General features: G+C 37.4%; 21 protein-coding genes and 2 tRNA genes. 11 read left to right on the forward strand and 12 right to left on the reverse strand.

The window, feature by feature from the left end:
* Positions 1 to 443: 443 nt before the first annotated feature.
* A complete protein-coding gene (locus tag ACT29I_RS23495) occupies positions 444 to 746 on the forward strand; it encodes a hypothetical protein (protein WP_444794583.1) in 303 nt (100 codons plus the stop codon).
* Between the two features lie 97 nt (positions 747 to 843).
* Here ACT29I_RS23495 and ACT29I_RS23500 read toward each other — a convergent pair.
* The 4 genes from ACT29I_RS23500 to ACT29I_RS23515 all read right to left on the reverse strand — a co-directional run bounded on the left by ACT29I_RS23500 (position 844) and on the right by ACT29I_RS23515 (position 2749).
* Positions 844 to 920 (reverse strand) — tRNA-Arg (locus tag ACT29I_RS23500).
* Between the two features lie 42 nt (positions 921 to 962).
* Positions 963 to 1036, reverse strand: a tRNA-Arg gene (locus tag ACT29I_RS23505).
* 188 nt (positions 1037 to 1224) lie between these two features.
* Positions 1225 to 1992 (reverse strand): NigD-like protein, encoded by a 768-nt coding sequence (locus ACT29I_RS23510; RefSeq protein ID WP_430934612.1) that lies wholly within the window; start codon positions 1990 to 1992, stop codon positions 1225 to 1227.
* Between the two features lie 82 nt (positions 1993 to 2074).
* Complete coding sequence (locus ACT29I_RS23515; protein ID WP_430934611.1) at positions 2075 to 2749, reverse strand: Crp/Fnr family transcriptional regulator; 675 nt, start codon at positions 2747 to 2749, stop codon at positions 2075 to 2077.
* A 124-nt stretch (positions 2750 to 2873) separates the two neighbouring features.
* Here ACT29I_RS23515 and ACT29I_RS23520 point away from each other — a divergent pair, with 124 nt between their 5' ends.
* The 3 genes from ACT29I_RS23520 to ACT29I_RS23530 all read left to right on the forward strand — a co-directional run bounded on the left by ACT29I_RS23520 (position 2874) and on the right by ACT29I_RS23530 (position 6241).
* On the forward strand, positions 2874 to 3755 hold the full coding sequence (locus ACT29I_RS23520) for an ATP-binding protein (protein WP_444794584.1): 882 nt from the start codon (positions 2874 to 2876) through the stop codon (positions 3753 to 3755).
* A 231-nt stretch (positions 3756 to 3986) separates the two neighbouring features.
* Entirely contained in the window at positions 3987 to 5633 is a 1647-nt protein-coding gene (hcp, locus tag ACT29I_RS23525; protein ID WP_430934609.1) for a hydroxylamine reductase, read from the forward strand.
* A gap of 86 nt (positions 5634 to 5719) precedes the next feature.
* Complete coding sequence (locus ACT29I_RS23530) at positions 5720 to 6241, forward strand: GNAT family N-acetyltransferase (protein ID WP_444794585.1); 522 nt, start codon at positions 5720 to 5722, stop codon at positions 6239 to 6241.
* A 122-nt stretch (positions 6242 to 6363) separates the two neighbouring features.
* On the opposite strand, the gene sucD is transcribed toward ACT29I_RS23530, so the two are convergent.
* Positions 6364 to 7233, reverse strand: coding sequence for a succinate--CoA ligase subunit alpha (gene sucD / locus ACT29I_RS23535; protein WP_430934607.1), 870 nt, complete (start codon positions 7231 to 7233; stop codon positions 6364 to 6366).
* 364 nt (positions 7234 to 7597) lie between these two features.
* Between sucD and mnmE the strand changes: the two genes are divergently transcribed.
* Positions 7598 to 9013 (forward strand): tRNA uridine-5-carboxymethylaminomethyl(34) synthesis GTPase MnmE, encoded by a 1416-nt coding sequence (gene mnmE, locus ACT29I_RS23540; RefSeq protein ID WP_430934606.1) that lies wholly within the window; start codon positions 7598 to 7600, stop codon positions 9011 to 9013.
* A 189-nt stretch (positions 9014 to 9202) separates the two neighbouring features.
* Here mnmE and ACT29I_RS23545 read toward each other — a convergent pair whose 3' ends face one another.
* The 3 genes from ACT29I_RS23545 to ACT29I_RS23555 form a co-directional block, all read right to left on the reverse strand.
* Entirely contained in the window at positions 9203 to 9862 is a 660-nt protein-coding gene (locus ACT29I_RS23545; protein WP_430934605.1) for a nucleotidyl transferase AbiEii/AbiGii toxin family protein, read from the reverse strand.
* 2 nt (positions 9863 to 9864) lie between these two features.
* Positions 9865 to 10374, reverse strand: coding sequence for a HigA family addiction module antitoxin (locus ACT29I_RS23550; protein WP_430934604.1), 510 nt, complete (start codon positions 10372 to 10374; stop codon positions 9865 to 9867).
* 634 nt (positions 10375 to 11008) lie between these two features.
* Positions 11009 to 11977, reverse strand: a complete 969-nt coding sequence (locus ACT29I_RS23555; RefSeq protein ID WP_444794586.1) for an endonuclease/exonuclease/phosphatase family protein — start codon at positions 11975 to 11977, stop codon at positions 11009 to 11011.
* A gap of 363 nt (positions 11978 to 12340) precedes the next feature.
* On the opposite strand from ACT29I_RS23555, the gene ACT29I_RS23560 reads away from it, so the two are divergent.
* The 5 genes from ACT29I_RS23560 (at position 12341) to ACT29I_RS23580 (ending at position 16251) form a co-directional block, all read left to right on the forward strand.
* On the forward strand, positions 12341 to 12601 hold the full coding sequence (locus ACT29I_RS23560) for a transcriptional regulator (RefSeq protein WP_430934602.1): 261 nt from the start codon (positions 12341 to 12343) through the stop codon (positions 12599 to 12601).
* Between the two features lie 60 nt (positions 12602 to 12661).
* Positions 12662 to 12925: a thioredoxin family protein gene (locus ACT29I_RS23565; protein ID WP_430934601.1), complete on the forward strand. Its 264-nt coding sequence runs from the start codon at positions 12662 to 12664 to the stop codon at positions 12923 to 12925.
* A gap of 306 nt (positions 12926 to 13231) precedes the next feature.
* A complete protein-coding gene (locus ACT29I_RS23570; protein WP_430934600.1) occupies positions 13232 to 14308 on the forward strand; it encodes a hypothetical protein in 1077 nt (358 codons plus the stop codon).
* 11 nt (positions 14309 to 14319) lie between these two features.
* Positions 14320 to 14682: a putative zinc-binding protein gene (locus ACT29I_RS23575; protein ID WP_430934599.1), complete on the forward strand. Its 363-nt coding sequence runs from the start codon at positions 14320 to 14322 to the stop codon at positions 14680 to 14682.
* Between the two features lie 72 nt (positions 14683 to 14754).
* Positions 14755 to 16251, forward strand: coding sequence for a potassium/proton antiporter (locus tag ACT29I_RS23580; protein ID WP_430934598.1), 1497 nt, complete (start codon positions 14755 to 14757; stop codon positions 16249 to 16251).
* Positions 16252 to 16494: 243 nt separating this feature from the next.
* Here ACT29I_RS23580 and ACT29I_RS23585 read toward each other — a convergent pair whose 3' ends face one another.
* Complete coding sequence (locus ACT29I_RS23585; protein ID WP_430934597.1) at positions 16495 to 16680, reverse strand: hypothetical protein; 186 nt, start codon at positions 16678 to 16680, stop codon at positions 16495 to 16497.
* A gap of 124 nt (positions 16681 to 16804) precedes the next feature.
* On the opposite strand from ACT29I_RS23585, the gene ACT29I_RS23590 reads away from it, so the two are divergent.
* Positions 16805 to 17284: a hypothetical protein gene (locus tag ACT29I_RS23590; RefSeq protein WP_430934596.1), complete on the forward strand. Its 480-nt coding sequence runs from the start codon at positions 16805 to 16807 to the stop codon at positions 17282 to 17284.
* A gap of 270 nt (positions 17285 to 17554) precedes the next feature.
* On the opposite strand, the gene ACT29I_RS23595 is transcribed toward ACT29I_RS23590, so the two are convergent.
* The 3 genes from ACT29I_RS23595 to ACT29I_RS23605 form a co-directional block, all read right to left on the reverse strand.
* A complete protein-coding gene (locus tag ACT29I_RS23595; RefSeq protein ID WP_430934595.1) occupies positions 17555 to 17731 on the reverse strand; it encodes a hypothetical protein in 177 nt (58 codons plus the stop codon).
* A gap of 106 nt (positions 17732 to 17837) precedes the next feature.
* Positions 17838 to 18974, reverse strand: a complete 1137-nt coding sequence (locus ACT29I_RS23600; RefSeq protein ID WP_430934594.1) for an alpha-amylase family glycosyl hydrolase — start codon at positions 18972 to 18974, stop codon at positions 17838 to 17840.
* Positions 18975 to 18982: 8 nt separating this feature from the next.
* Entirely contained in the window at positions 18983 to 19588 is a 606-nt protein-coding gene (locus ACT29I_RS23605) for a DUF2270 domain-containing protein (RefSeq protein WP_444794587.1), read from the reverse strand.
* Between the last annotated feature and the right edge of the window lie 407 nt (positions 19589 to 19995).

Genomic DNA, 19995 nt, shown 5'->3' on the forward strand with positions numbered 1-19995 from the left:
ACACCCAAGTTAAAAAAGAAAGTCAGCAATAGCAAGGGATACGGAGGGTGTCCCACAAAAAGTGCGGAAGTCAAGAGAGAGACTCAGTAACCCCCATCCCCGCAACTTTGATCGGTACTTCCCCCTAGCATCGTCGCTAAGGGGAAGAGCCATTCGTGCGGCACTTACAAATCGTAAGTTTAAAATTTTCATCAACTTAATTTCGGACACCCGCTTTTTTTGATCAGTATAAAAATATAGGTTTTACGCTTCATATTTCACGCTTCACATTTTATGAATTAAACGTATCCTTGTTAAACAATTACTTCGATGAATCCTTTTTGTACCGTATATAATCCACAATACTTTTGTGACAGAAGAAAAAGCTGATCCTTATAGAGAACAATATCGACAATGGATTAAATTCATGGATACATAGTCCAAGTCGCCAGGGCAAAACCGCCATGATATTTTATTTATTCCACGAATCGGAAAAAAGCGAAAAGGTCGACACACGTTATATTGACCTGTTTGCTTCAGGTTCGATGAAAGATTTAATAAAAATTATAGCTGACAGAATACTTGACAAATTTTACAAGCTCAATATATTGACTGGTTTAAAACCAGTGCTAAAAGGTCACTTTCCTTCTATTTCAACAAATAATGATGGTACTTCTCAACTCAGCTTGAATTTAAACCCGAGCCAATACAAGCAAAGTCTGGAACAACTATTTAATTATCTCGATCGCAAAAAAAGACAGTTTTAAACGCATGGGATGAGTTTCCGGAAGTTCATGACATATCACAAAAAAAGCGCTTAAAACTTTCGTTTTAAGCGCTTTTGATATGATTTAGACTTTCATCTGGTGAACCTGAAGGGATTCGAACCCCTAACCTCTGCGGCCGTAACGCAGTGCACTATCCAGTTATGCTACAGGTCCATTATTAAGCATTAACTCTTCAGAAAATCTTTCAAGTTATTGTGAATCTGAAGGGATTCGAACCCCTAACCTCTGCGGCCGTAACGCAGTGCACTATCCAGTTATGCTACAGATCCATTGTTGTTTTGAGAATCATTTTCCTCAAATGCGGTGCAAATATAAGGAATTTATTCCAATCAAACCAAGGGAAAAAGCTATAAACTTGATATTACCCGAACGCTGGATTGGCAAACACATAATAACAAAAAGGGTATCAGAATATTAAACGCATAAAAAAAAGGAGTTTAAAAACTCCTTTTTTTGGTTATTTAATCGAATTCAAAAAACTCACATTATCTGGCGGGTATTGTTTGTTGCGCAAACCGGATTCCGCATCTATACCATAGGAATAGGTAATTAGCTGGTTGTACTCAAATTCACCATCCTTCCCTTTACTCCTGATAAAAAAATCAACCGATGTTTCACCTTCCTCTTTAAAATTAGAGACATCGAAAGAAGCGATACCCCACTGACGGTAATTATAAGGATCACTATTTGTATTATGCTTGAGTTCCAATATAATCTCACCATTATCAGTGGTGGCATTTTCAGCATCAAAAACCAAGTTAATAAAATGTACCGTTGCACCGCCTCCATACTCAAATTCAACGTTTAAATAATCGTCGGTAAACCAGGTATCCACAATTGTTACGGCATCATTACCAATTGAATCTATAATATCCGAACTTGTTTCGGCAGTAAATTCAAATACCGGCTTGGTTAGAATCTGCGAAATGTCATTTACTCTCACATAATAATCATAAGTGTCGCTATCCGTGGCATCAGCCAAAATAGTATAATTGACCAACACACGCATACCGTCCTCCAACAAACTAATGCTAACATGCGATTTTGACGGCCATAGCACTTTACCTTCATCCGTTGTTACAAAATAAGAACCAACATCCTTAGTTATCGTTCCTGATGAAAGCCAATAATTACCTAAAGAATAATCGTCGTCATCATCAAAGAGGTCACAAGACGTAACCGAGAACATAACCATCACCCCAATAATAAATAATAACTTTTTCATTTTACACTTTAATTTTAATCGTTTGTTATTATGACTGAAAAAGCACGCAACGGTTGCGTTTGGGTTCTAAAAAAAATTCCTACTAAACCAGGCAATCTTTTAATTTATTGATATCCAATATTTTTATTTCCTTGCCTTTGGCCTCAACAATACCATCATTATGCAATTCTCTCATTCCTCTGCCAATTGAAGGTCTGGCAACCCCGAACAACTCGGCCATTTGATTTTGCGACAATGGCAGAGTGATTTGATGGGTGTGCCCTTGGCTTATCTGCAATAGATAATTGGCTATTTTTCCACGTACCGTTTGAAACGAGAGAAATTTTATTTTTTGTGACAAAAACTGGGAACGATCGGATATCGTATTTAAATAATTAAGCAAGATGGTTTCGTTTTTACCGAAAAGTTTAAGTACCGACTCTCTCGGAATAATCAGCAATTCCGAGTCGTTATTGGAAATCACATTTACCGGATATCTGTTATTCTTTCCGAATAAAAAGGCAATCGCCACTGGCTTAGGTGCCTCTATATCCTCAATTTTAATGGTCTTCCCCGAAAAATCCATCATCTCACCTTTTACACTTCCCGATAGTATTATTATTAGTCTGTCGACAACATCGCCACCGCAAGCTACCATTTGTCCTTCTGGATATTTTTTAACCTGATAGTGAACCTGACCAAACAGTTCATTAATCTGACGGAATGTTAGACCACTAAAAACAGGACACTTTTCTATTATGGGATAATCGCTTAACATCGATATAAAAGATTTGAAGGTATAAATTACATGAAAAATACAACTTTTTCTCCAATTGTAACAATTGTTACAAGCTTGGTATTGAAAATCGCCTCATATTTGCAGTAAACAAACAAAAAGAGTAATGGAAAGAGACGTTATTAAAATAGATGAAGAATTATGTAACGGATGTGGTGAATGTGTTCCCGGTTGCCACGAAGGTGCACTGCAAATTATAGATGGAAAGGCCAGGTTAATTAGCGACCTTATGTGCGATGGATTAGGTGCTTGTCTGGGACACTGCCCGCAAGGAGCCATGGAAATTGAGAGAAGGGAAGCCGATCCGTATGACGAGACTAAGGTAATGGAAATAATGGTTGATAAAGGAATCAATACCGTTATCGCCCACCTTAAACACCTAAAAGACCACAACGAAATGGAATTCGTTAAAGAGGCCATGACCTTTTTAAAGAATAATCAAGATAAATACGACTTCGATTTACAAGAAGTAATTGACACTATGCACGGAAAAAAAGAAGCACCAGCGATGGGGCATCAGGGAGGAGGATGTCCGGGCTCGCAAAGCAGGGAAATCGAGCGCCCTGCATTTTCATTGGCAGATACAGCACCTGCAACGCCACAAACCTCCCAATTAAAGCAATGGCCGGTGCAAATGCACTTGATAAACCCTGGCGCCAGTTTTTTTAAGGAGGCAGATATGGTGTTGGCAGCAGACTGTGCTCCATTTGCCATGGGTAACTTCCACCAAAAGTTTCTAAAAAATAAAGTTTTGGGAATTGCATGTCCTAAACTTGATGATGGAATGGATATATATCTTAAAAAGTTAATTTCATTGATTGACGATTCCAGAATTAATTCGTTGACCGTGGTCATTATGCAAGTTCCTTGTTGTGGTGGTTTAATGGGAGTTGCTCAACAGGCACTTCAACTGGCATCTCGCAAAATACCACTAAAAAGAGCTATCATATCAGTAGAGGGTGAAGTACTAAGTGAGGAATGGGTATAAGCTCATTTTAAACAAGGCTACTACAAAAACAGCATTTAATATTTAAGTAATTAGTTTAGGGTTAGGTTTGGTTTGGTCACATAGTTCGCTATGCGACTTTTATAAAAGGGAGTTTGGGATGAGTTTGTGAAGTAAGATAAACTCCCTTTTATTTATCTAAATGACCGATAAGTATTACCCCATATTATAATCAAATAATAAGTATACAAACAATTTAAAAAAATTTATATCATGAGTATGTTTTGTTATCAGTGTCAAGAAGCAGCCAAAGGAACAGGTTGTACAATTAAAGGAGTTTGTGGTAAAACCGACGAAGTGGCCGCTCTTCAAGATGTCCTATTATTTGTGACCAAAGGTGTGGCACATGTAAACACTATTGCTGCTAATAATGATTTAGCAAATGATAAAGCATATAAATACATGATTGATGCTTTATTTATCACCATCACCAACGCCAACTTTGACGGTGGTAAAATTGAAGCTAAAATTAATGAAGGTATTGCGCTTAGAGACGCATTAAAAAAGGAACTAGCGGAAAAAGGAATTGAAGTTTCTAACGATGAGCATTCCGTGAAATATGCAGGTACTACACAAGAGGATTTCTTAAAAGTAGCACCCGCCATTGGAATCTTATCCATTGAAAATGAAGACATCCGTTCTTTAAAAGAACTTCTTATTTATGGAGTAAAAGGTATGGCAGCTTACGCAGAACATGCCATGAACTTAGGATACAATAGCAAAGAAGTTTGCGAATTTGTTCAGAAAGCATTAGTTGCCAGTACTGATAACACATTAGGTGTTGACGAACTAGTAGGTTTGGTATTAGAGTGTGGTAAGTTTGGTGTGGATGTAATGGCATTATTAGACAAAGCCAATACTGAAAGCTTTGGTAATCCTGAAATTACTTCTGTAAACATTGGGGTACGCAACAATCCTGCTATCTTAATTTCAGGTCACGACTTGAAAGACATGGAAGAGTTATTAAAGCAGACAGAAGGAACTGGTGTTGATGTTTATACACACAGTGAAATGTTACCTGCTAACTACTATCCTGCATTTAAAAAGTATGAGCATTTTGTGGGTAACTATGGTAATGCATGGTGGAAGCAAAAAGAAGAATTCGAAAGCTTTAATGGTCCTGTCTTATTTACAACAAACTGTATTGTTCCTCCAAAAGAGAATTATATAGATCGTATCTACACTACCGGAGCCAGTGGTTTTGATGGCTGTACCCACATTGCCGACAGACAAAACGGACAACCTAAAGATTTCAGTGTAATTATTGAGCACGCTAAAAAATGTGCTTCTCCAACAGAAATTGAAACAGGTGAAATCGTAGGTGGATTTGCTCACAACCAGGTTCTTCAGTTAGCAGACAAGGTTGTTGATGCAGTGAAAGGTGGAGCCATTAAGAAATTTGTTGTGATGGCCGGATGTGACGGACGTATGAACGACCGTGATTACTATAGCGAATTTGCAACAGAATTACCTCAGGACACTGTTATTCTAACTGCTGGATGTGCTAAATACCGTTATAACAAATTACCACTAGGAGATATTGGCGGTATCCCAAGAGTATTAGATGCTGGTCAGTGTAACGATTCTTATTCATTGGCGGTAACGGCTCTTAAATTGAAAGAGGTATTTGGTTTAGACGATATCAATGACTTGCCAATTGTATATAACATTGCATGGTACGAGCAAAAAGCAGTAATTGTATTATTAGCCCTATTAAGTCTTGGTGTTAAAAACATCAACCTGGGACCAACATTACCTGCATTCTTATCACCAAATGTAGTGAATGTATTGGTTGAAAACTTTGGAATTGGTGGAATTACCAATGTAAAAGATGATATTGAAAGAATGATTTTGGCGTAAGAATTTTCTTAAATGCCTTTTGTTTGTTCCCTTGTCGTTGTAATTACGGCAGGGGATTTTTATTTTTGCCCCAAACAATTCGAATCATGAATTACACCACTGTACCATCTGAGGTTTATTTTCTGAAAATGGAAGAAAAACCGACTCTCCGGGAAAACAATATTGAAAATACATCGCTTATCGAAATTGCAAAACCAATAGACATTTCCTGGTACAGGGAACTATATTCTGAGGTTGGAAAAAACTTTAATTGGCTGGATCGGTTGTTTATGGATGATGCTGAACTTTATAGTAAAATCAATAGTTCTAAAACGCACATCTACACCTTAAATATCAAACAAAAACATGCGGGATATTGCGAACTTGTTGAAGAAGGAGACCATGTAGAAATCCTTTACTTTGGGTTACTTCCTGATTTTATCGGAAAGGGGTATGGAAGATACTTTTTAAACAAAACCATAGAATTAGCCTGGCGTTTCTCTCCTAAACATATTCAGCTTAACACCTGCGATATGGATCATCCTAATGCAATCCACAATTACAAAAAGGCAGGTTTTGTGCTTTATAAGACAGTGACGGAGATGAAGAAAGTGTTAGTAGGCGAATAACTACCAGCCACGTGCAAAAAGTTAAAATAAAAACCCTCTGGCAGACCTGCCAAAGGGTGAATACTTAGTCAATATTATTTTTTGGGTACCATTGTCCAATGACCATTGATCAATGACTATTTCTACGATAGGGCTTGCTTCATGGTAGCTCCTAATGTAGCCGGCGATTCCACCACGTGAATACCGCATTCTTTCATCACCTTCATTTTGGCCGCAGCAGTGTCCTCTGTCCCACCGATTATGGCACCTGCATGCCCCATCCTACGTCCTTTAGGCGCTGTTTGGCCGGCTATAAATCCTACTACCGGTTTAGTAGCATTCTCTTTGATCCACTGGGCCGCTTCCGTTTCCATGCTTCCGCCAATTTCACCAATCATGATAATGCCTTCGGTTCCCGGATCATCCATTAATAACTTTACGGCTTCTTTGGTTGTGGTTCCGATGATAGGATCACCACCAATTCCAATACACGTACTCTGACCTAAACCTTCTTTGGTCAGCTGATCCACCGCTTCGTAGGTCAACGTACCGGAACGCGACACTACTCCGATTTTTCCTTTAGTATGAATAAAACCCGGCATTATACCCACTTTTGCCATTCCCGGTGATATCACTCCGGGACAATTGGGACCGATTAACCTGGTTTCTTTATCTTGTAAATAATCCTTTACCTTTATCATATCAGCTGTAGGAATACCTTCGGTAATTGCTATGGCCACCTTAATGCCGGCATCGGCGGCTTCCATAATGGCATCCGCAGCAAAAGCCGGAGGCACAAAAATTACAGATACATCAGCATTGGCCTTTTCAACTGCTTCTTTAACTGTATTAAACACCGGCAGATTTAAGTGCGTTGTTCCACCTTTCCCAGGTGTTACGCCACCCACCACGTTGGTTCCGTATTCAATCATCTGAGAAGCGTGAAATGTCCCTTCGCTTCCGGTAAATCCCTGAACTATAACATTCGATTTGTCTGTAACTAATACGCTCATATGTAATATATCTAAATATTTGAATAACAAAGTAGGAATATTTTTGGACAAAGCCAATCGGATATTCTAATTATTTTAATGATGATCAACTATTGCATAACAACAGTACATTTTAAAATATGTTTTCGTTCTTTGGGATCATTATCCAGAAAAGGAAAATTAAAAAGTGACCTTACCCGCTCCTGACATTGGAATAGATCACCATAGCTAAAACAGGTAAACTAATAAAACAGCTATTAACCCCAATAAATACGCTTCTTTTAACCGATGGGAATTAATTACCAAAAATAAAGTGGAAATCATTATGGGTTTCCACTTTTTTTATTGCGCGTATTCCGTAAATTTGCAGGAAATTTGAGATTTCATGATTGATTTAAAGGATACCATTGTTGCTGTTTCCACTGCCCAAGGCGCTGGTGCTATAGCCGTCATCCGATTGACAGGTCCCGAAAGCATTACGATTTGTGATAAGGTATTTAAATCGGTTAAGCCCGGAAAAAAATTGACGGAACAACCTCCTAATACGGTGCACTTTGGTTCATTAATGGACCATGACAAAGAATTGGACGAAGTATTGGTGAGTATCTTTAAAGCCCCAAACTCCTTTACGGGAGAAAACACCGTGGAAGTTTCTTGCCACGGAGCACCCTATATTCAGCAAAAAGTATTGGAACTGTTTATAAAAAACGGCGCCAGCCTGGCTGCGCCCGGCGAGTTTACCCAACGCGCTTTCCTGAACGGGAAAATGGACCTTTCGCAAGCGGAAGCTGTTGCCGACCTGATTGCCTCCAGAAGTGAAGCTGCCAGAAGAGTTGCCCTGCAACAGATGAAAGGCGGCTTTTCCAATGAGTTGATACACCTGCGCGAACGCCTGCTCAATTTTATCTCCCTTATTGAGTTGGAGCTCGATTTTAGCGAAGAGGATGTTGAATTTGCAGACCGCAAGCAATTGATTGATCTGGTAGAAGAGATTGAAAAACTGCTGTCGAAACTGATCAATTCATTCTCACTTGGGAATGCGATCAAAAACGGTATTCCCGTGGCTATCGTCGGCCACACCAATGCAGGCAAGTCTACCCTGCTCAACACCATTTTACAGGAAGACAGGGCTATTGTATCCGACATCCATGGCACTACCCGTGACGTCATTGAGGACACTATAAATATCGAAGGCATTACTTTCCGTTTTATCGACACGGCCGGAATACGGAAAACCACCGATACCATCGAAAGCATCGGTATCGACCGTACCTTCAGTAAAATAGGATCGGCCTCTATCGTCATCCTGATGCTCGACATCAACGACCCCAACGAGAAAATTCATGAAGCCATCGCCGATGTCAAGGAAAAGATGAACGAAGACCAACGATTGGTGGTAGCCATAAATAAAATTGATTTGTTGAACAAGGAAGAAATAAAAGCCCGATTTGACAGGAATAAGTTTATAGAATTATCGGGCTCCGATGCCATTGTCCCTCTTTCGGCCAAGCAACAAACCGGTATCGACCAATTAAACGCCGAACTCATCAAAACTATTAATCTGCAAGCTGTCGACAACGACGAGGTCATCGTTACCAATGCCCGCCACTACGAAGCCCTACAACGTGCTCAAAAATCCATATTCCGCGTGATTGGAGGATTGCACGACGGCATCTCAGGCGATTTTCTGGCCCAGGATATACGCGAAGTATTGGTTTATTTAGGTGAAATCACAGGGGGTGAGATTCAAACCAACGAGGTACTGGGTAATATCTTCAAAAACTTTTGTATCGGAAAATAGTCATGCGACGACAGCGGATAGTTGATTAATAAAACATAAAAAACAAATTCCCGAAGCAAATTAATTATCAACTGATTAAGCTTGCTCAATAGATTTGTTGGGAAATATTTAAAAATAGTTTCTTTTTACAATTTGGTTACTCTTTTATTAAAAACAATAAATGTACCGTTTAAATTGAGCAATAATAATTTATGCATTACTAGCTAAATATTCAGCAACCGATTCTTCTATATCCAGTTTAATTAGTTCCCAATATTTTTCTTTTAAACAAATTGGGTCTAAGTCTGTATCTGCCGTACTAAAATCAGTTAGCTTATTAATAATTTCTTCTTTAGAGTGATTATAAGGATATCTTTTTTCATAAAAACTCAACATTTCCTCCCAAGAAAAAGATTCCATTAACTCATGTATATCCCAAAAGTCTTTTTTTCTACCACTATTGCCAATTACTTCCAGTTTCATCGCAATAATCTCTTCTAGTTGAGATAACCTAATACCACCATAGTCTAGAATTGGATATTGAAACGGATCAGTATAAAACAAATCAACTTTTATGGTTTCTTCTTTTTTATCGCCAATAAGATATGATTTTCCCATGCTATCATTACCACCAAAGCAATAATCGACATACTTAAAGTTTGTTTCAAATAGATTGTCAATCTTATCAAAATCAATTGACTTATACTCCGCATCTGTAAATAAATCAATGTCAACAGAAATTCTATGACCAAGAAGCAAACTTAAAGACGTCCCTCCTACCAACCGGAAAGTATCCAGTTCTTTAAACTGCATTAATTTTTTAAGCGTATCCCAAAGTAAAACTGAAACTGTTTCTTTATGGATGGTCATAACTAATGTAAATATTTTGCAACATTCTTGCTAAATGAATCCAAATAACTGCTTCCTATATTACGTATTTCATTTCTTACTTCTTTAGTGCCATAAAAGTTTAATATTTCATTAATTTCAAGCTCATTTCCCCTTTCGAAAATACGTTTTATAATAGCTCTCTTATTTTTCAACCAATCTATCTTATCAAAATCGGTGTCCCAAAAAATAGCCTTTCTAATTGATTTAGGATTAGGGAATAATTTATTGCTCGTTTCCTGGTAAGCCTTTTTAACATCATAACTGGCTTGTAAAAGCATAAAATAATCTTCTTCCACACCTAGTTGTTTTCCCAACCGTATAGATAGTTTAGGGTTTATACTTCTTTTTTCCTTCAATATGGCACTAATTGTTTGCGCATGCTCATCTACCATAAGAGCCAAGTCCTTATTTTTCAAACCTCGCTTTTTAATCTCTCGCTTTAGTATGGCTCCTGGGTGAATACCTTTTATCTTATTTATATCCGGCAACATAGTCAACTTTTTAATCAGTCAAAATTACTAAATCATTCAATTGTAAACAAATTTGTTTATTTTTTATTAATTACGTTTTACTACTTTTACATTGCTCAAGATTTATTCTTGCGGCGCAATAGTACCCACTGGGAAATAAAAGAAGAATGTATAAGAAAAAAATACTCTTTTTATTAAGGTGTGTATCCTTTGATAAAAAGCTTTATATCAGTTCTTTTATCTAAATCTTAAGAAAGTAATATATTTACAGCATCTATACAATACAAACTCCATATCTATCATATTATCAATACTTAGAAACTTTTGTATCGGAAAATAGTCATGCGACGACAGCGGATAGTTGATTAATAAAACATAAAAAACAAATTCCCGAAGCAAACTAATTATCAACTCATTAAGCTTGCACAATAGATTTGTTGGGAACTATTTATTAATAGTTTCTTTTTACAACGTTTTACAATGAATATTGAATTTTCATTACGCAATTACCCTAATGTATAAAAAGAACCGGCTCCTTTAGTACAAGAAGCTTTAATAATTGGCTCCGGTAAACCAACATTCTTTTGTATAACAAAAAGTCACTTTTATGCCTCTGCGCGGCACTTTTATGGCGCTAAGCAGTGCTTTTGCATGACTAAGACGACCGATTCCGGATAATACTATCCAGTCGCTGCAGCTCGTTATTGGTATATATTTGAATCCACATGGGTAAATGATCGCTGAGTTCGTAGGTCCGTTTGGAAGGCTTTACATCAGGAAACAATTTTTCCAATAGACCGTCCCTGGCAAAATCAATGACACCACCATGATCGGAAAAGGAAAATGAATAGTTGTCGGTGGAACGGTGCAGTATCTGGTCGTAACGTTTGTTGCCTGCACTTACTGCCGTATCCTTAATCGTACTTAAAGACCTGGGCATCTTCAGCCTGCTTTTTTCGGTCAGTGCCTTATAATACTTATCTCCGATACGTGGGGTGTTGAAATCGCCTACCACAATTAAATCGTCATCTATTACCACATCCGATTTATCGTCCCATCGGCTCGAAATCCACTCGCTAAAACCGGCCAGTTCTTTAAGCCGACCATTATTACTTCCCCACCGGGCATGTAAGGCCAGAATAATAAAATCGAAACTACCCGCCCTAAACGAGGCCATATATGGAGACCTCCACCACGATTGTTGACTGATATACTCATCGCCCATCTTTTTGCGGTTGGGCTGGGCCTCTGCGGCCAGACCGGTAAAATGAACCATTCTTTGATCGTACAAAAACAGGGTTCGTTCGTAGTTTCCTCCCCCATCGTTTTGCCAATCGCTAACCACATATTTCCAGTCCCCCCCCAAATACTTTAACACCCGCTTAAAGTCACTTAGATCTTCCCTTACCTCCGTAATGGCAATCAAATCGAACTGATAAAGTATTTGTGCGATAAAAACGATACCATCTTCGCTCCTGGACTTTTTACCAAATTCCCGGATATTCCATGTGGCTACATTAATACTTTCATCCAACATAGAGGACGGTATATGGCATTCTTCGATGCGCTCGATAAGTAGTTTCAGCTTTTTTGCGGTTTCGGGAGTAAGACTGGAATAATGCATATTTTAACGTTAAAATGTATTATGTAATTTCAGGACTTATTTCTTAAATGTCAAGTGCCGGCAGGATGGTTTCTCCATTTCACCGGATTTGTATGAGGAAAACTCAACAATCAACCTCACCGATAGAAGTGCTAAAAAAGCGCAAACTTTTGTATATGTATCATTTTCAATACATTAAATTTAGTTACGGTAAAAATTAAAAAGATGAGATTGGGGAAAGCCAGCGGTTAAACGAACAAATTTCCGACTTTCCGAACCAAATTTTAGAAATTAAAGAACAGAAAATAAAAAATCCATTATCTTTGTTCGTAATTTAACGAACAAATGGATGAATAGCGAATTTTTAACTGATCGGCAAAAAAGATGGACAGGTATGTTAAAGCAATTTGGCACCCCATACATATATACGTGTTGGAATTGCTTTCGAAGCAAAGCTGTTGTTATAGCGGCTACTTAAATGATGAGCTGCCCATTGTAAAGTCAACTTATTCCAGTCATTCAAATGAATTAAAAGCTGCCGGATTAATTCAAGGAGAAATTGAAGCTCCCAAAATTAAATATTGTATTCATAAAGAGAACAGGAAAGAAGTAAAAGCACTATTTAAAGGCTTTTTTCAGTTGTAAAAAAATTTAACCTAATTGTTCGTTATTCCCCGAACTGCGAACAACAAAAATTTAGAAATAATGGATTTAACAAATTTAAAACCAATAAAGATGGAAATAAAAGTGTTAGGTACAGGCTGTGCCAAGTGTAAAACATTAGAGAAAGCAACTATTGAAGCGGTGGAAAAAACAGGAATTGATGCTATCGTAACAAAAGAAGAAGACATTATGAAAATAATGGAGTATGGTGTAATGACTACTCCGGCATTGGTTATTGATGAAAAAGTTGTAGTAAAAGGGAAAGTCCCTTCTGTTGAGGAAATCACAGAACTAATAACTAAGTAAGCGATATAAATCGAAGAATGGCAAGATGACAAAATACCATTTATGGACCGTTTACCGTCTATTATTAAAGATGGATGGGATATCGTTAGAAAGGTTCTTTTATACTTGATGTTAGGCATCGCCATAGGGGCAGCCATGCATGCTTTATGTTCCTGAAAATTTCTTTACAGAGTCTTTATCGGCAGATAAATGATATGCGATACCATTAGCAGTGCTACTTGCAGTACCGAGGAAGCCATTGCCACAGGAATTGTTCCGGTGGTGCATATGATTTTGTATGAAAAAAATAGTATAAAACTTTATATAATGAGAACAATACCAAAATATTTATGTATCCTTTTTTTTATGGGGGTAACCATTGCTGCCGGTCTTGCCCAAGATTCCACCAAGATTCATACCTTCGATTTCAACAAACTGAAACCCATAGTGCAGGTATTTGGTAATGCATCTTATTATTTTGAGGATAATTATTATGCCTACAGTTTTACCCGCGCACATCTGGGACTACAGTACCAGTTTAACAAAGACTGGAGTGCCAAAGTTATCATCGACAGAGGCAGGGCGACTACCACTGGCGAGATTACCGTTACAGATTCTTTGGGAAATCAGTTCAATGTGAGAAATACGTCAAAAGAAGGGGCATATTATACCATGTTTCTAAAGTTTGCCAGCCTTCAATGGAGAGTGAATGATCAACTTACACTCCAGGGAGGAGCCATCCTTCAAAATCATTACATTACCCAGGAACGTTTCTGGGGATTGCGATATGTGGCACAAACTTTTCAGGATTTGTATTGGAAAATACCAAGCAGCGACCTGGGTCTGATCGCCTATTACCAGGTAAATGATGTTATTTCTTTTGATGCAGCTGTTACCAATGGTGAAGGAGTTCGCATTGCACAGGATGAATCGGGTAAGGTAAAATTATCGGGGGGCATCAATATCAATCCTACTAAAAAACTACAGCTTAGGGCTTATTATCACAATCGCCAAGCCCATGATGCGGATTTAGAGACAGAGGAAATGTATGCTGCATTTGTAGGTCTTCAACCATCACCCAAGTTTAAGATTGGTGGCGAATTTAATTACATGAAGCATTTGAGTTATACCGATAATTTAAACAGTTATGGTTATTCGCTCTACTCAACATACAAACCAGGCCCAAAGACTGAGCTATTTACCCGTTACGACAAATTATTATATGATGATCCGGATCATGTGATTGCTGAAAATAATAGTGATGGAAACAAAATAATAGCCGGAGTTTCTCACTCCCCTATTAAAGGGGTGAATATAGCATTGAATTATCAGGGATGGATAGCAGACCATAGATATACCGACTCGGAAAATAACATATTAATAAGTATGGAGTTTAAATTTTAAAAAATACTATAATGGAAAATACAGAAGTAAAATGTGAGTGTAGTAGCACAGGAAGTAAAATAGTGATGGCTTGTTCCGGTGCCGCTGATGTCGGAATGATCTCCGATAAGGTTGCACGAGCTATGCAAATTGCCGGAAAAAGAAAGATGAACTGTCTGGCAGTTGTGGGTGCAGGTATTGAAAAATCAATTGCAGGTTTTAAGCAAAAAGATCTATTGGTTATCGATGGTTGTGCCGTTGCCTGTGGAAAAAGAATACTGGATCAGCACGGCATTACCGATTACAAACATATTATAGTCACAGATTATGGATTAAAAAAAGGTTCATCGCCAGCAACTGCTGACAATGTAACAATGGTACTTAATAAGTTATAGTAGCATATTGGTCAGGTAAAAAAGACAATTGCAGGTTTGTTTATTTATTTAATTTTCCTTTCTTGGGCAATCATGAATATCACTATCGAAAACATTATCCTTATTGGTTCTGTACTGCTTTTTATCAGCATCGTTGCAGGGAAAACAACCTATAAATTCGGGATTCCCACCTTATTGCTGTTCCTTTCCATTGGAATGCTGGCAGGTTCCGAGGGCATTGGCGGGATTTACTTCGACGATCCGGCTATTGCTCAATTTATTGGCGTGGTATCACTCAATTTTATTCTTTTCTCAGGAGGTATGGATACCGATTGGAAACATGTCAAACCCATTCTCAAGGAAGGACTGGTATTATCAACTATTGGCGTATTGCTTACCGCAACTACGTTGGGACTTTTTGTTTGGTGGGTAACCGATTTTAGTCTGTTCGAAAGCTTATTGCTTGGTTCTATTGTTTCTTCTACTGATGCCGCTGCCGTATTCTCCATTCTCAGAGGTAGAAAACTCAGGTTAAAAAACAATATTCGCCCTACTCTGGAACTTGAAAGTGGAAGTAACGACCCTATGGCTTACGTACTGACCATTACGTTTTTATCGTTGGTCATGAACCCTGAAAAAAGTTTTTGGTCCATCCTTTTGCTTTTTTTTCAACAAATGAGTTTAGGTGCATTGGCAGGCTATTTATTTGGCCGCTTGAGCAAATTTACGATAAACCGTATTCACCTTGATTTTGAAGGTTTATATCCTGTTTTGGCGATTGCTTTAATGTTTATCACCTTTGCCGCCACCAACTTTGTTGGGGGAAATGGTTTCTTGGCCATATATATCTGTGCGGTATATTTGGGTAACCACAACCTCATTCACAAAACGAATATCATGCGAATGTTTGATGGTTTAGCATGGTTGATGCAGATTGTACTTTTCCTTACGCTTGGTTTGTTAGTCTTCCCCTCTCGGATCATTCCGCTTTTTGGTATTGGTTTATTGATTGCTGCCGTTCTCATTTTTGTGGCTCGCCCTGTAGCAGTTCTTTTGTCATTAATTCCTTTTAAAACCAGATTTCGCAACAAAGCATTTGTTTCCTGGGTAGGTCTAAGAGGTGCGGTCCCCATAGTTTTTGCAACATATCCGCTGCTCGCAGGTATAGAAAAGGCCCAACTAATTTTTGATATCGTATTTTTTATCTCTGTCACGTCAGTGCTTATTCAAGGTACTTCATTATCCCTTATTGCCAAATGGTTAAAAGTAGGCAAGCCGGATACTAAAAAAATAGAATCTGCTGCTGAAGCATTAAATTATGATCATCCCAATAGCATTCTTAAGAAGATCACGATATCTGACAATGCCGATATCATTGGCAAGAAAATTGTTGACTTGAATTTTCCGCAAAATTCAATTATTGCCATGATAGAGCGCGATAAGCAATATTTTACGCCAAATGGTTCATCGGTTATCGAAGCGAATGATGTTTTAAATGTAATAACCGATAAAAAGGAAAACCTGCTAAAGGTTTGTGAGTGTTTGTGTGTAGAGCAAACGGAAAATAAAACAAGCAATCCAAACCAATAAGCAATAATTGTTTATTATTGTTGCCTTCAAAAAAATAGGAAAAGTTGAGTTTATCATACCATATAACAAACCGGTTTATAAATGTACTGGCAATAGGCTGGCTGGTAGTTCTTGCCTTATCTGCAGATATTCAACCTTCCTATGCATCTATAAAAAAAACGGTTTCAGGTACAACTGAGCAAATTTGCTTCTCTCAAAACGCAATTGTGCCTGTTGCTGAAAGCAGCATATCGCTTTCAAATTTTAGTTTTCAGCAGACTTCGAACAAAGACAACAGCAGCCAATTAAATGCCGCATTACTGGGATATAATCTGCTGGTAGATTGCTGCCTTGCGCAGCAACTTCAATGGTTGGGCAAGGTATGTATAAGATATCGGAAGTTGGTTCTTCTGTTTCCATCCCATTACTTTTGGTAATCCATTTCTTCATTTCAAAGGCATTTATACATGCTTCAACCCGGATTTGCTAATGCATATTGCGGGTTTACCTCATCTAATGTATTGACAGTTATTCAATACTGTCTGATTTTATTCAATAAATAAATAATAAGAAAATGGATATAACAGCAGCCATTACCGGGCTTGTTATGCTTGGAATTTTCATTGTTCCAATTGCAATACTGAGCCTTAGAAATAAAAACAAGGCTTTATTAGCTGAATTAAAAGATTTTGCGACACAAAACAATTGTGAAATTTCAGAATACGATATCAACGCCCAATTTGCTATCGGTATGTCAACACCTGGAAACCAAGTGTTTTTTATACGAAAAGAAGAGGCCAATCAGGACTTGTTCAAAAGTAGTATTCCTTTAAATCACTTAATAGATTGTGGGTTAAAAACTCAAAACAGAACCGTTAATTTGCAGAAATCTACGGAAAAAGTGATTGATAAACTGGAAATCAGTTTTCAAAGCAAATCACAAGAAAAGAACACCCTCAGCTGGGTACTATATGATTCTGAAATGACTACCCAACTTGATAACGAATTCCAGGTTGGTAATAAGTGGGTTTCTATCATAAAGAAAGCTATATAGCCTGATCTTTTCATAAAACCCCAAATTGTCATTTGGCTTCACCTAAATGCCAATACGATGAACAAAATCGAAACGCTACGTAAACCCGGCTTATGCCTACTGTCATGAAGGAATTTCTCAAATTCCTTCATGACAGATCTCGGATGATTATATGCACTTGGTGTTATGTCGGTATCCGGATGAAGAACGTAAGGCGCATAGTAAACTTAACGCTAAGTTCATTAAAACGGTATATTCTCAAAGCCTATGCCGCCCCTGGTCACAACAACTTTATCCCCGGTGATAGCCTTTATACTTTAGATCAGGAACATTCTGACCCAGATCGGAGGTATTATCCCTTAAGTCAGGATCATTCACAGCCGGGTCACGATCATTATCCCCAAGGTCATAAACTCCATGTCTTAGGACATAATCATCATCCAAAAGGTCAGCATGGTTATGACCCAAGTTAGAATCATTATCCCAATGATTATAGCATACCGTTCCTTTTTCTTTGAAAAAAATTATACCCTCACAATAACATCTTTCTCTGTAGCTGATTTATGTGTTTTTGTTAATGGTATCTGTATTTTTTAACCAACTTTTTAAATCCTTCCACAAATTCTACCTTAATATTATCCCAATCAAATGGTCCCCTCACCTGTAAGTCTGATTGAGGGTGAGATGGAGAAACGGGTGTTTTATTGTAAGAACAGTTCTCTGTTCCATTATAGATAACAACCGGATGATCTAAGGAAAAGAGTAATTCAAATGCGTTAAGTAATATTTGAATATTTCCATCGCAGTGTCGCAGAAACCTATCCATATCATGATTATCCAGGAAAGTAAGCATTAAGTAGTCTTTGGGAACCTGACTAAAATGTTTTTCAATCTTAGCTTTTAGTTTTTTATCCGTCAGGATATCTCTCTTTTTCTTTACTGCATCAACAATGATTTTATTGAGCGCAAAATCGAGCACTCCTGACAATTCATTGTGATATTCCAATTGAACCTTCTCCTGCGAAACGCCAAAGCATTTTCTTATCGTCTTGTTTTTTAATCCCAAGGTTTTAAAGTGCGACCATTTTAATCCATCTGCCCATGCCTCTCCTATAAAAATAGCCTCTGGATATTTATCTACAATTTCAATTTTAAATTCCTTCCAAAAATCATGGGAAGGGCCAATCACATGATCTATCCTAAACCCATCAATACCGAAGGACATCCAGTAATGCGCTACCGCTATCATGTATTCTCTGGCTGCCGGATGATCCAGGTTTATTTTAGGCAACACTTTAACATCTAAAAAACACAAATAGTTGTTTGGCCAATCCTTAAATATAAACCAATTCCGGTATTTGCTATTTTCATGGATGATAGCGTCTTGAAAAAATGGATGTTGTGCAGAGCAGTGATTTGGCACAAAATCGACAATAATTTTTAGGTTATGTTTTTTAGCCTTTTTTACCAGCTTTTCAAAATCCTTATGGCTGCCAAAGTGAGGATCCACCTTTTTAAAATCCGTGATGTGGTAACCATGATAAGCAATGGTTTCATAAAAAGGGGAAAGCCATATTGTATTTATGCCCAGGTCTATCAGGTAGTCAAGCTTAGCGCAGATACCACTAAGAGTACCCCCTAAAAAATCGGCGCTGTTGCTCTTTATACTTAATTCATTAAAGCGATCGATGAATATTTGATAGACCAGCATGAATTTATTTAGTTTTTAATTCTTAGTATCCAGTTAAATGCAATACAATAAGTGCATACATAATACAACAAGGAAAGAATTGTCATAGTCACCAGAAACAAATAGAATTTATTGAAACCTATCTTCAGGATTATTTTCCGTTTCACCTTATTCTTGGAAACCTCCCCGCCACATATAAAATTAATTATTTTACTTTTATGCAATTGGTTATATTCTTTTCCCGAATAATAGTAATACCTATAATAATAATCCTGATCCTTTTTTAATGTTTTTTCATGTCCTTCTATTTCATCAAGTTCCCTGCCAAGAATACACCTTTCTGTTAACCTTACCCTTTCTTGAAAAACAAAGAAGTATAACATCCAATTTGATCTTTCCCATATGAATAAACCTAATGTAAAGAGCAATACAATATGCGCAATAATAAAGATTGAATGATCTTCCATTTTCCATGAAAATCCAATGATGGCTGCGGTAATACCTATGGCCCAATTTTGCATTTGAAAACACATGTTTTGCTGAAAATTCATTTTATCCGTATTTACTGCTAATAAGCTTGATAGATTTTCTTCCCACAAAGGTTTTTTTTGATTTGATTGTTTTTTTTTGCCCATAACTAAATAGATTTTGAAGTATCATTGCAATTTCATATACATTCAACCCAATGTCAATACTTTCTTAAAATAAAACAGTTATATATCCCGTCCTAAAAAAGTTGATTTGGCGCAGGAGTATTGCTTTTAACATTTGTGTTATATAGCTTTCCCTCACCCTTAAATTCTTTTATGGATACGATATCATTAACATCGTAAATAAGATTTCTTCCGTCCTCTAGCCGTCTTTCAATTGATTTACCCAGAATACATTATTTTTATCGTTTTATTTCAAAGTTTTATTTAAGCCAGGTATTCAAAACTTGACATTCATTTAAAAAGTTACTATATTTGATTCAACTCATAGTTAATAGTTTAAAGTTAGGTTTAGTTAAAAATCAAAAGCCACTGTATAAATTTTATACGGT

The sequence above is a fragment of the Saccharicrinis sp. GN24d3 genome, assembly GCF_052400645.1.
GTDB lineage: Bacteria > Bacteroidota > Bacteroidia > Bacteroidales > Marinilabiliaceae > Saccharicrinis.

Excerpts from the sequence above, each read along its gene's own strand:
- ACT29I_RS23495 (WP_444794583.1), top strand. The coding sequence starts at position 444 with ATGATATTTTATTTATTCCACGAATCGGAAAAAAGCGAAAAGGTCGAC.
- ACT29I_RS23510 (WP_430934612.1), bottom strand. The coding sequence starts at position 1,992 with ATGAAAAAGTTATTATTTATTATTGGGGTGATGGTTATGTTCTCGGTT.
- ACT29I_RS23515 (WP_430934611.1), bottom strand. The coding sequence starts at position 2,749 with ATGTTAAGCGATTATCCCATAATAGAAAAGTGTCCTGTTTTTAGTGGT.
- ACT29I_RS23520 (WP_444794584.1), top strand. The coding sequence starts at position 2,874 with ATGGAAAGAGACGTTATTAAAATAGATGAAGAATTATGTAACGGATGT.
- hcp (WP_430934609.1), top strand. The coding sequence starts at position 3,987 with ATGAGTATGTTTTGTTATCAGTGTCAAGAAGCAGCCAAAGGAACAGGT.
- ACT29I_RS23530 (WP_444794585.1), top strand. The coding sequence starts at position 5,720 with ATGAATTACACCACTGTACCATCTGAGGTTTATTTTCTGAAAATGGAA.
- sucD (WP_430934607.1), bottom strand. The coding sequence starts at position 7,233 with ATGAGCGTATTAGTTACAGACAAATCGAATGTTATAGTTCAGGGATTT.
- mnmE (WP_430934606.1), top strand. The coding sequence starts at position 7,598 with ATGATTGATTTAAAGGATACCATTGTTGCTGTTTCCACTGCCCAAGGC.
- ACT29I_RS23545 (WP_430934605.1), bottom strand. The coding sequence starts at position 9,862 with ATGACCATCCATAAAGAAACAGTTTCAGTTTTACTTTGGGATACGCTT.
- ACT29I_RS23550 (WP_430934604.1), bottom strand. The coding sequence starts at position 10,374 with ATGTTGCCGGATATAAATAAGATAAAAGGTATTCACCCAGGAGCCATA.
- ACT29I_RS23555 (WP_444794586.1), bottom strand. The coding sequence starts at position 11,977 with ATGCATTATTCCAGTCTTACTCCCGAAACCGCAAAAAAGCTGAAACTA.
- ACT29I_RS23560 (WP_430934602.1), top strand. The coding sequence starts at position 12,341 with ATGGACAGGTATGTTAAAGCAATTTGGCACCCCATACATATATACGTG.
- ACT29I_RS23565 (WP_430934601.1), top strand. The coding sequence starts at position 12,662 with ATGGATTTAACAAATTTAAAACCAATAAAGATGGAAATAAAAGTGTTA.
- ACT29I_RS23570 (WP_430934600.1), top strand. The coding sequence starts at position 13,232 with ATGAGAACAATACCAAAATATTTATGTATCCTTTTTTTTATGGGGGTA.
- ACT29I_RS23575 (WP_430934599.1), top strand. The coding sequence starts at position 14,320 with ATGGAAAATACAGAAGTAAAATGTGAGTGTAGTAGCACAGGAAGTAAA.
- ACT29I_RS23580 (WP_430934598.1), top strand. The coding sequence starts at position 14,755 with ATGAATATCACTATCGAAAACATTATCCTTATTGGTTCTGTACTGCTT.
- ACT29I_RS23585 (WP_430934597.1), bottom strand. The coding sequence starts at position 16,680 with ATGAAGAAATGGATTACCAAAAGTAATGGGATGGAAACAGAAGAACCA.
- ACT29I_RS23590 (WP_430934596.1), top strand. The coding sequence starts at position 16,805 with ATGGATATAACAGCAGCCATTACCGGGCTTGTTATGCTTGGAATTTTC.
- ACT29I_RS23600 (WP_430934594.1), bottom strand. The coding sequence starts at position 18,974 with ATGCTGGTCTATCAAATATTCATCGATCGCTTTAATGAATTAAGTATA.
- ACT29I_RS23605 (WP_444794587.1), bottom strand. The coding sequence starts at position 19,588 with ATGGGCAAAAAAAAACAATCAAATCAAAAAAAACCTTTGTGGGAAGAA.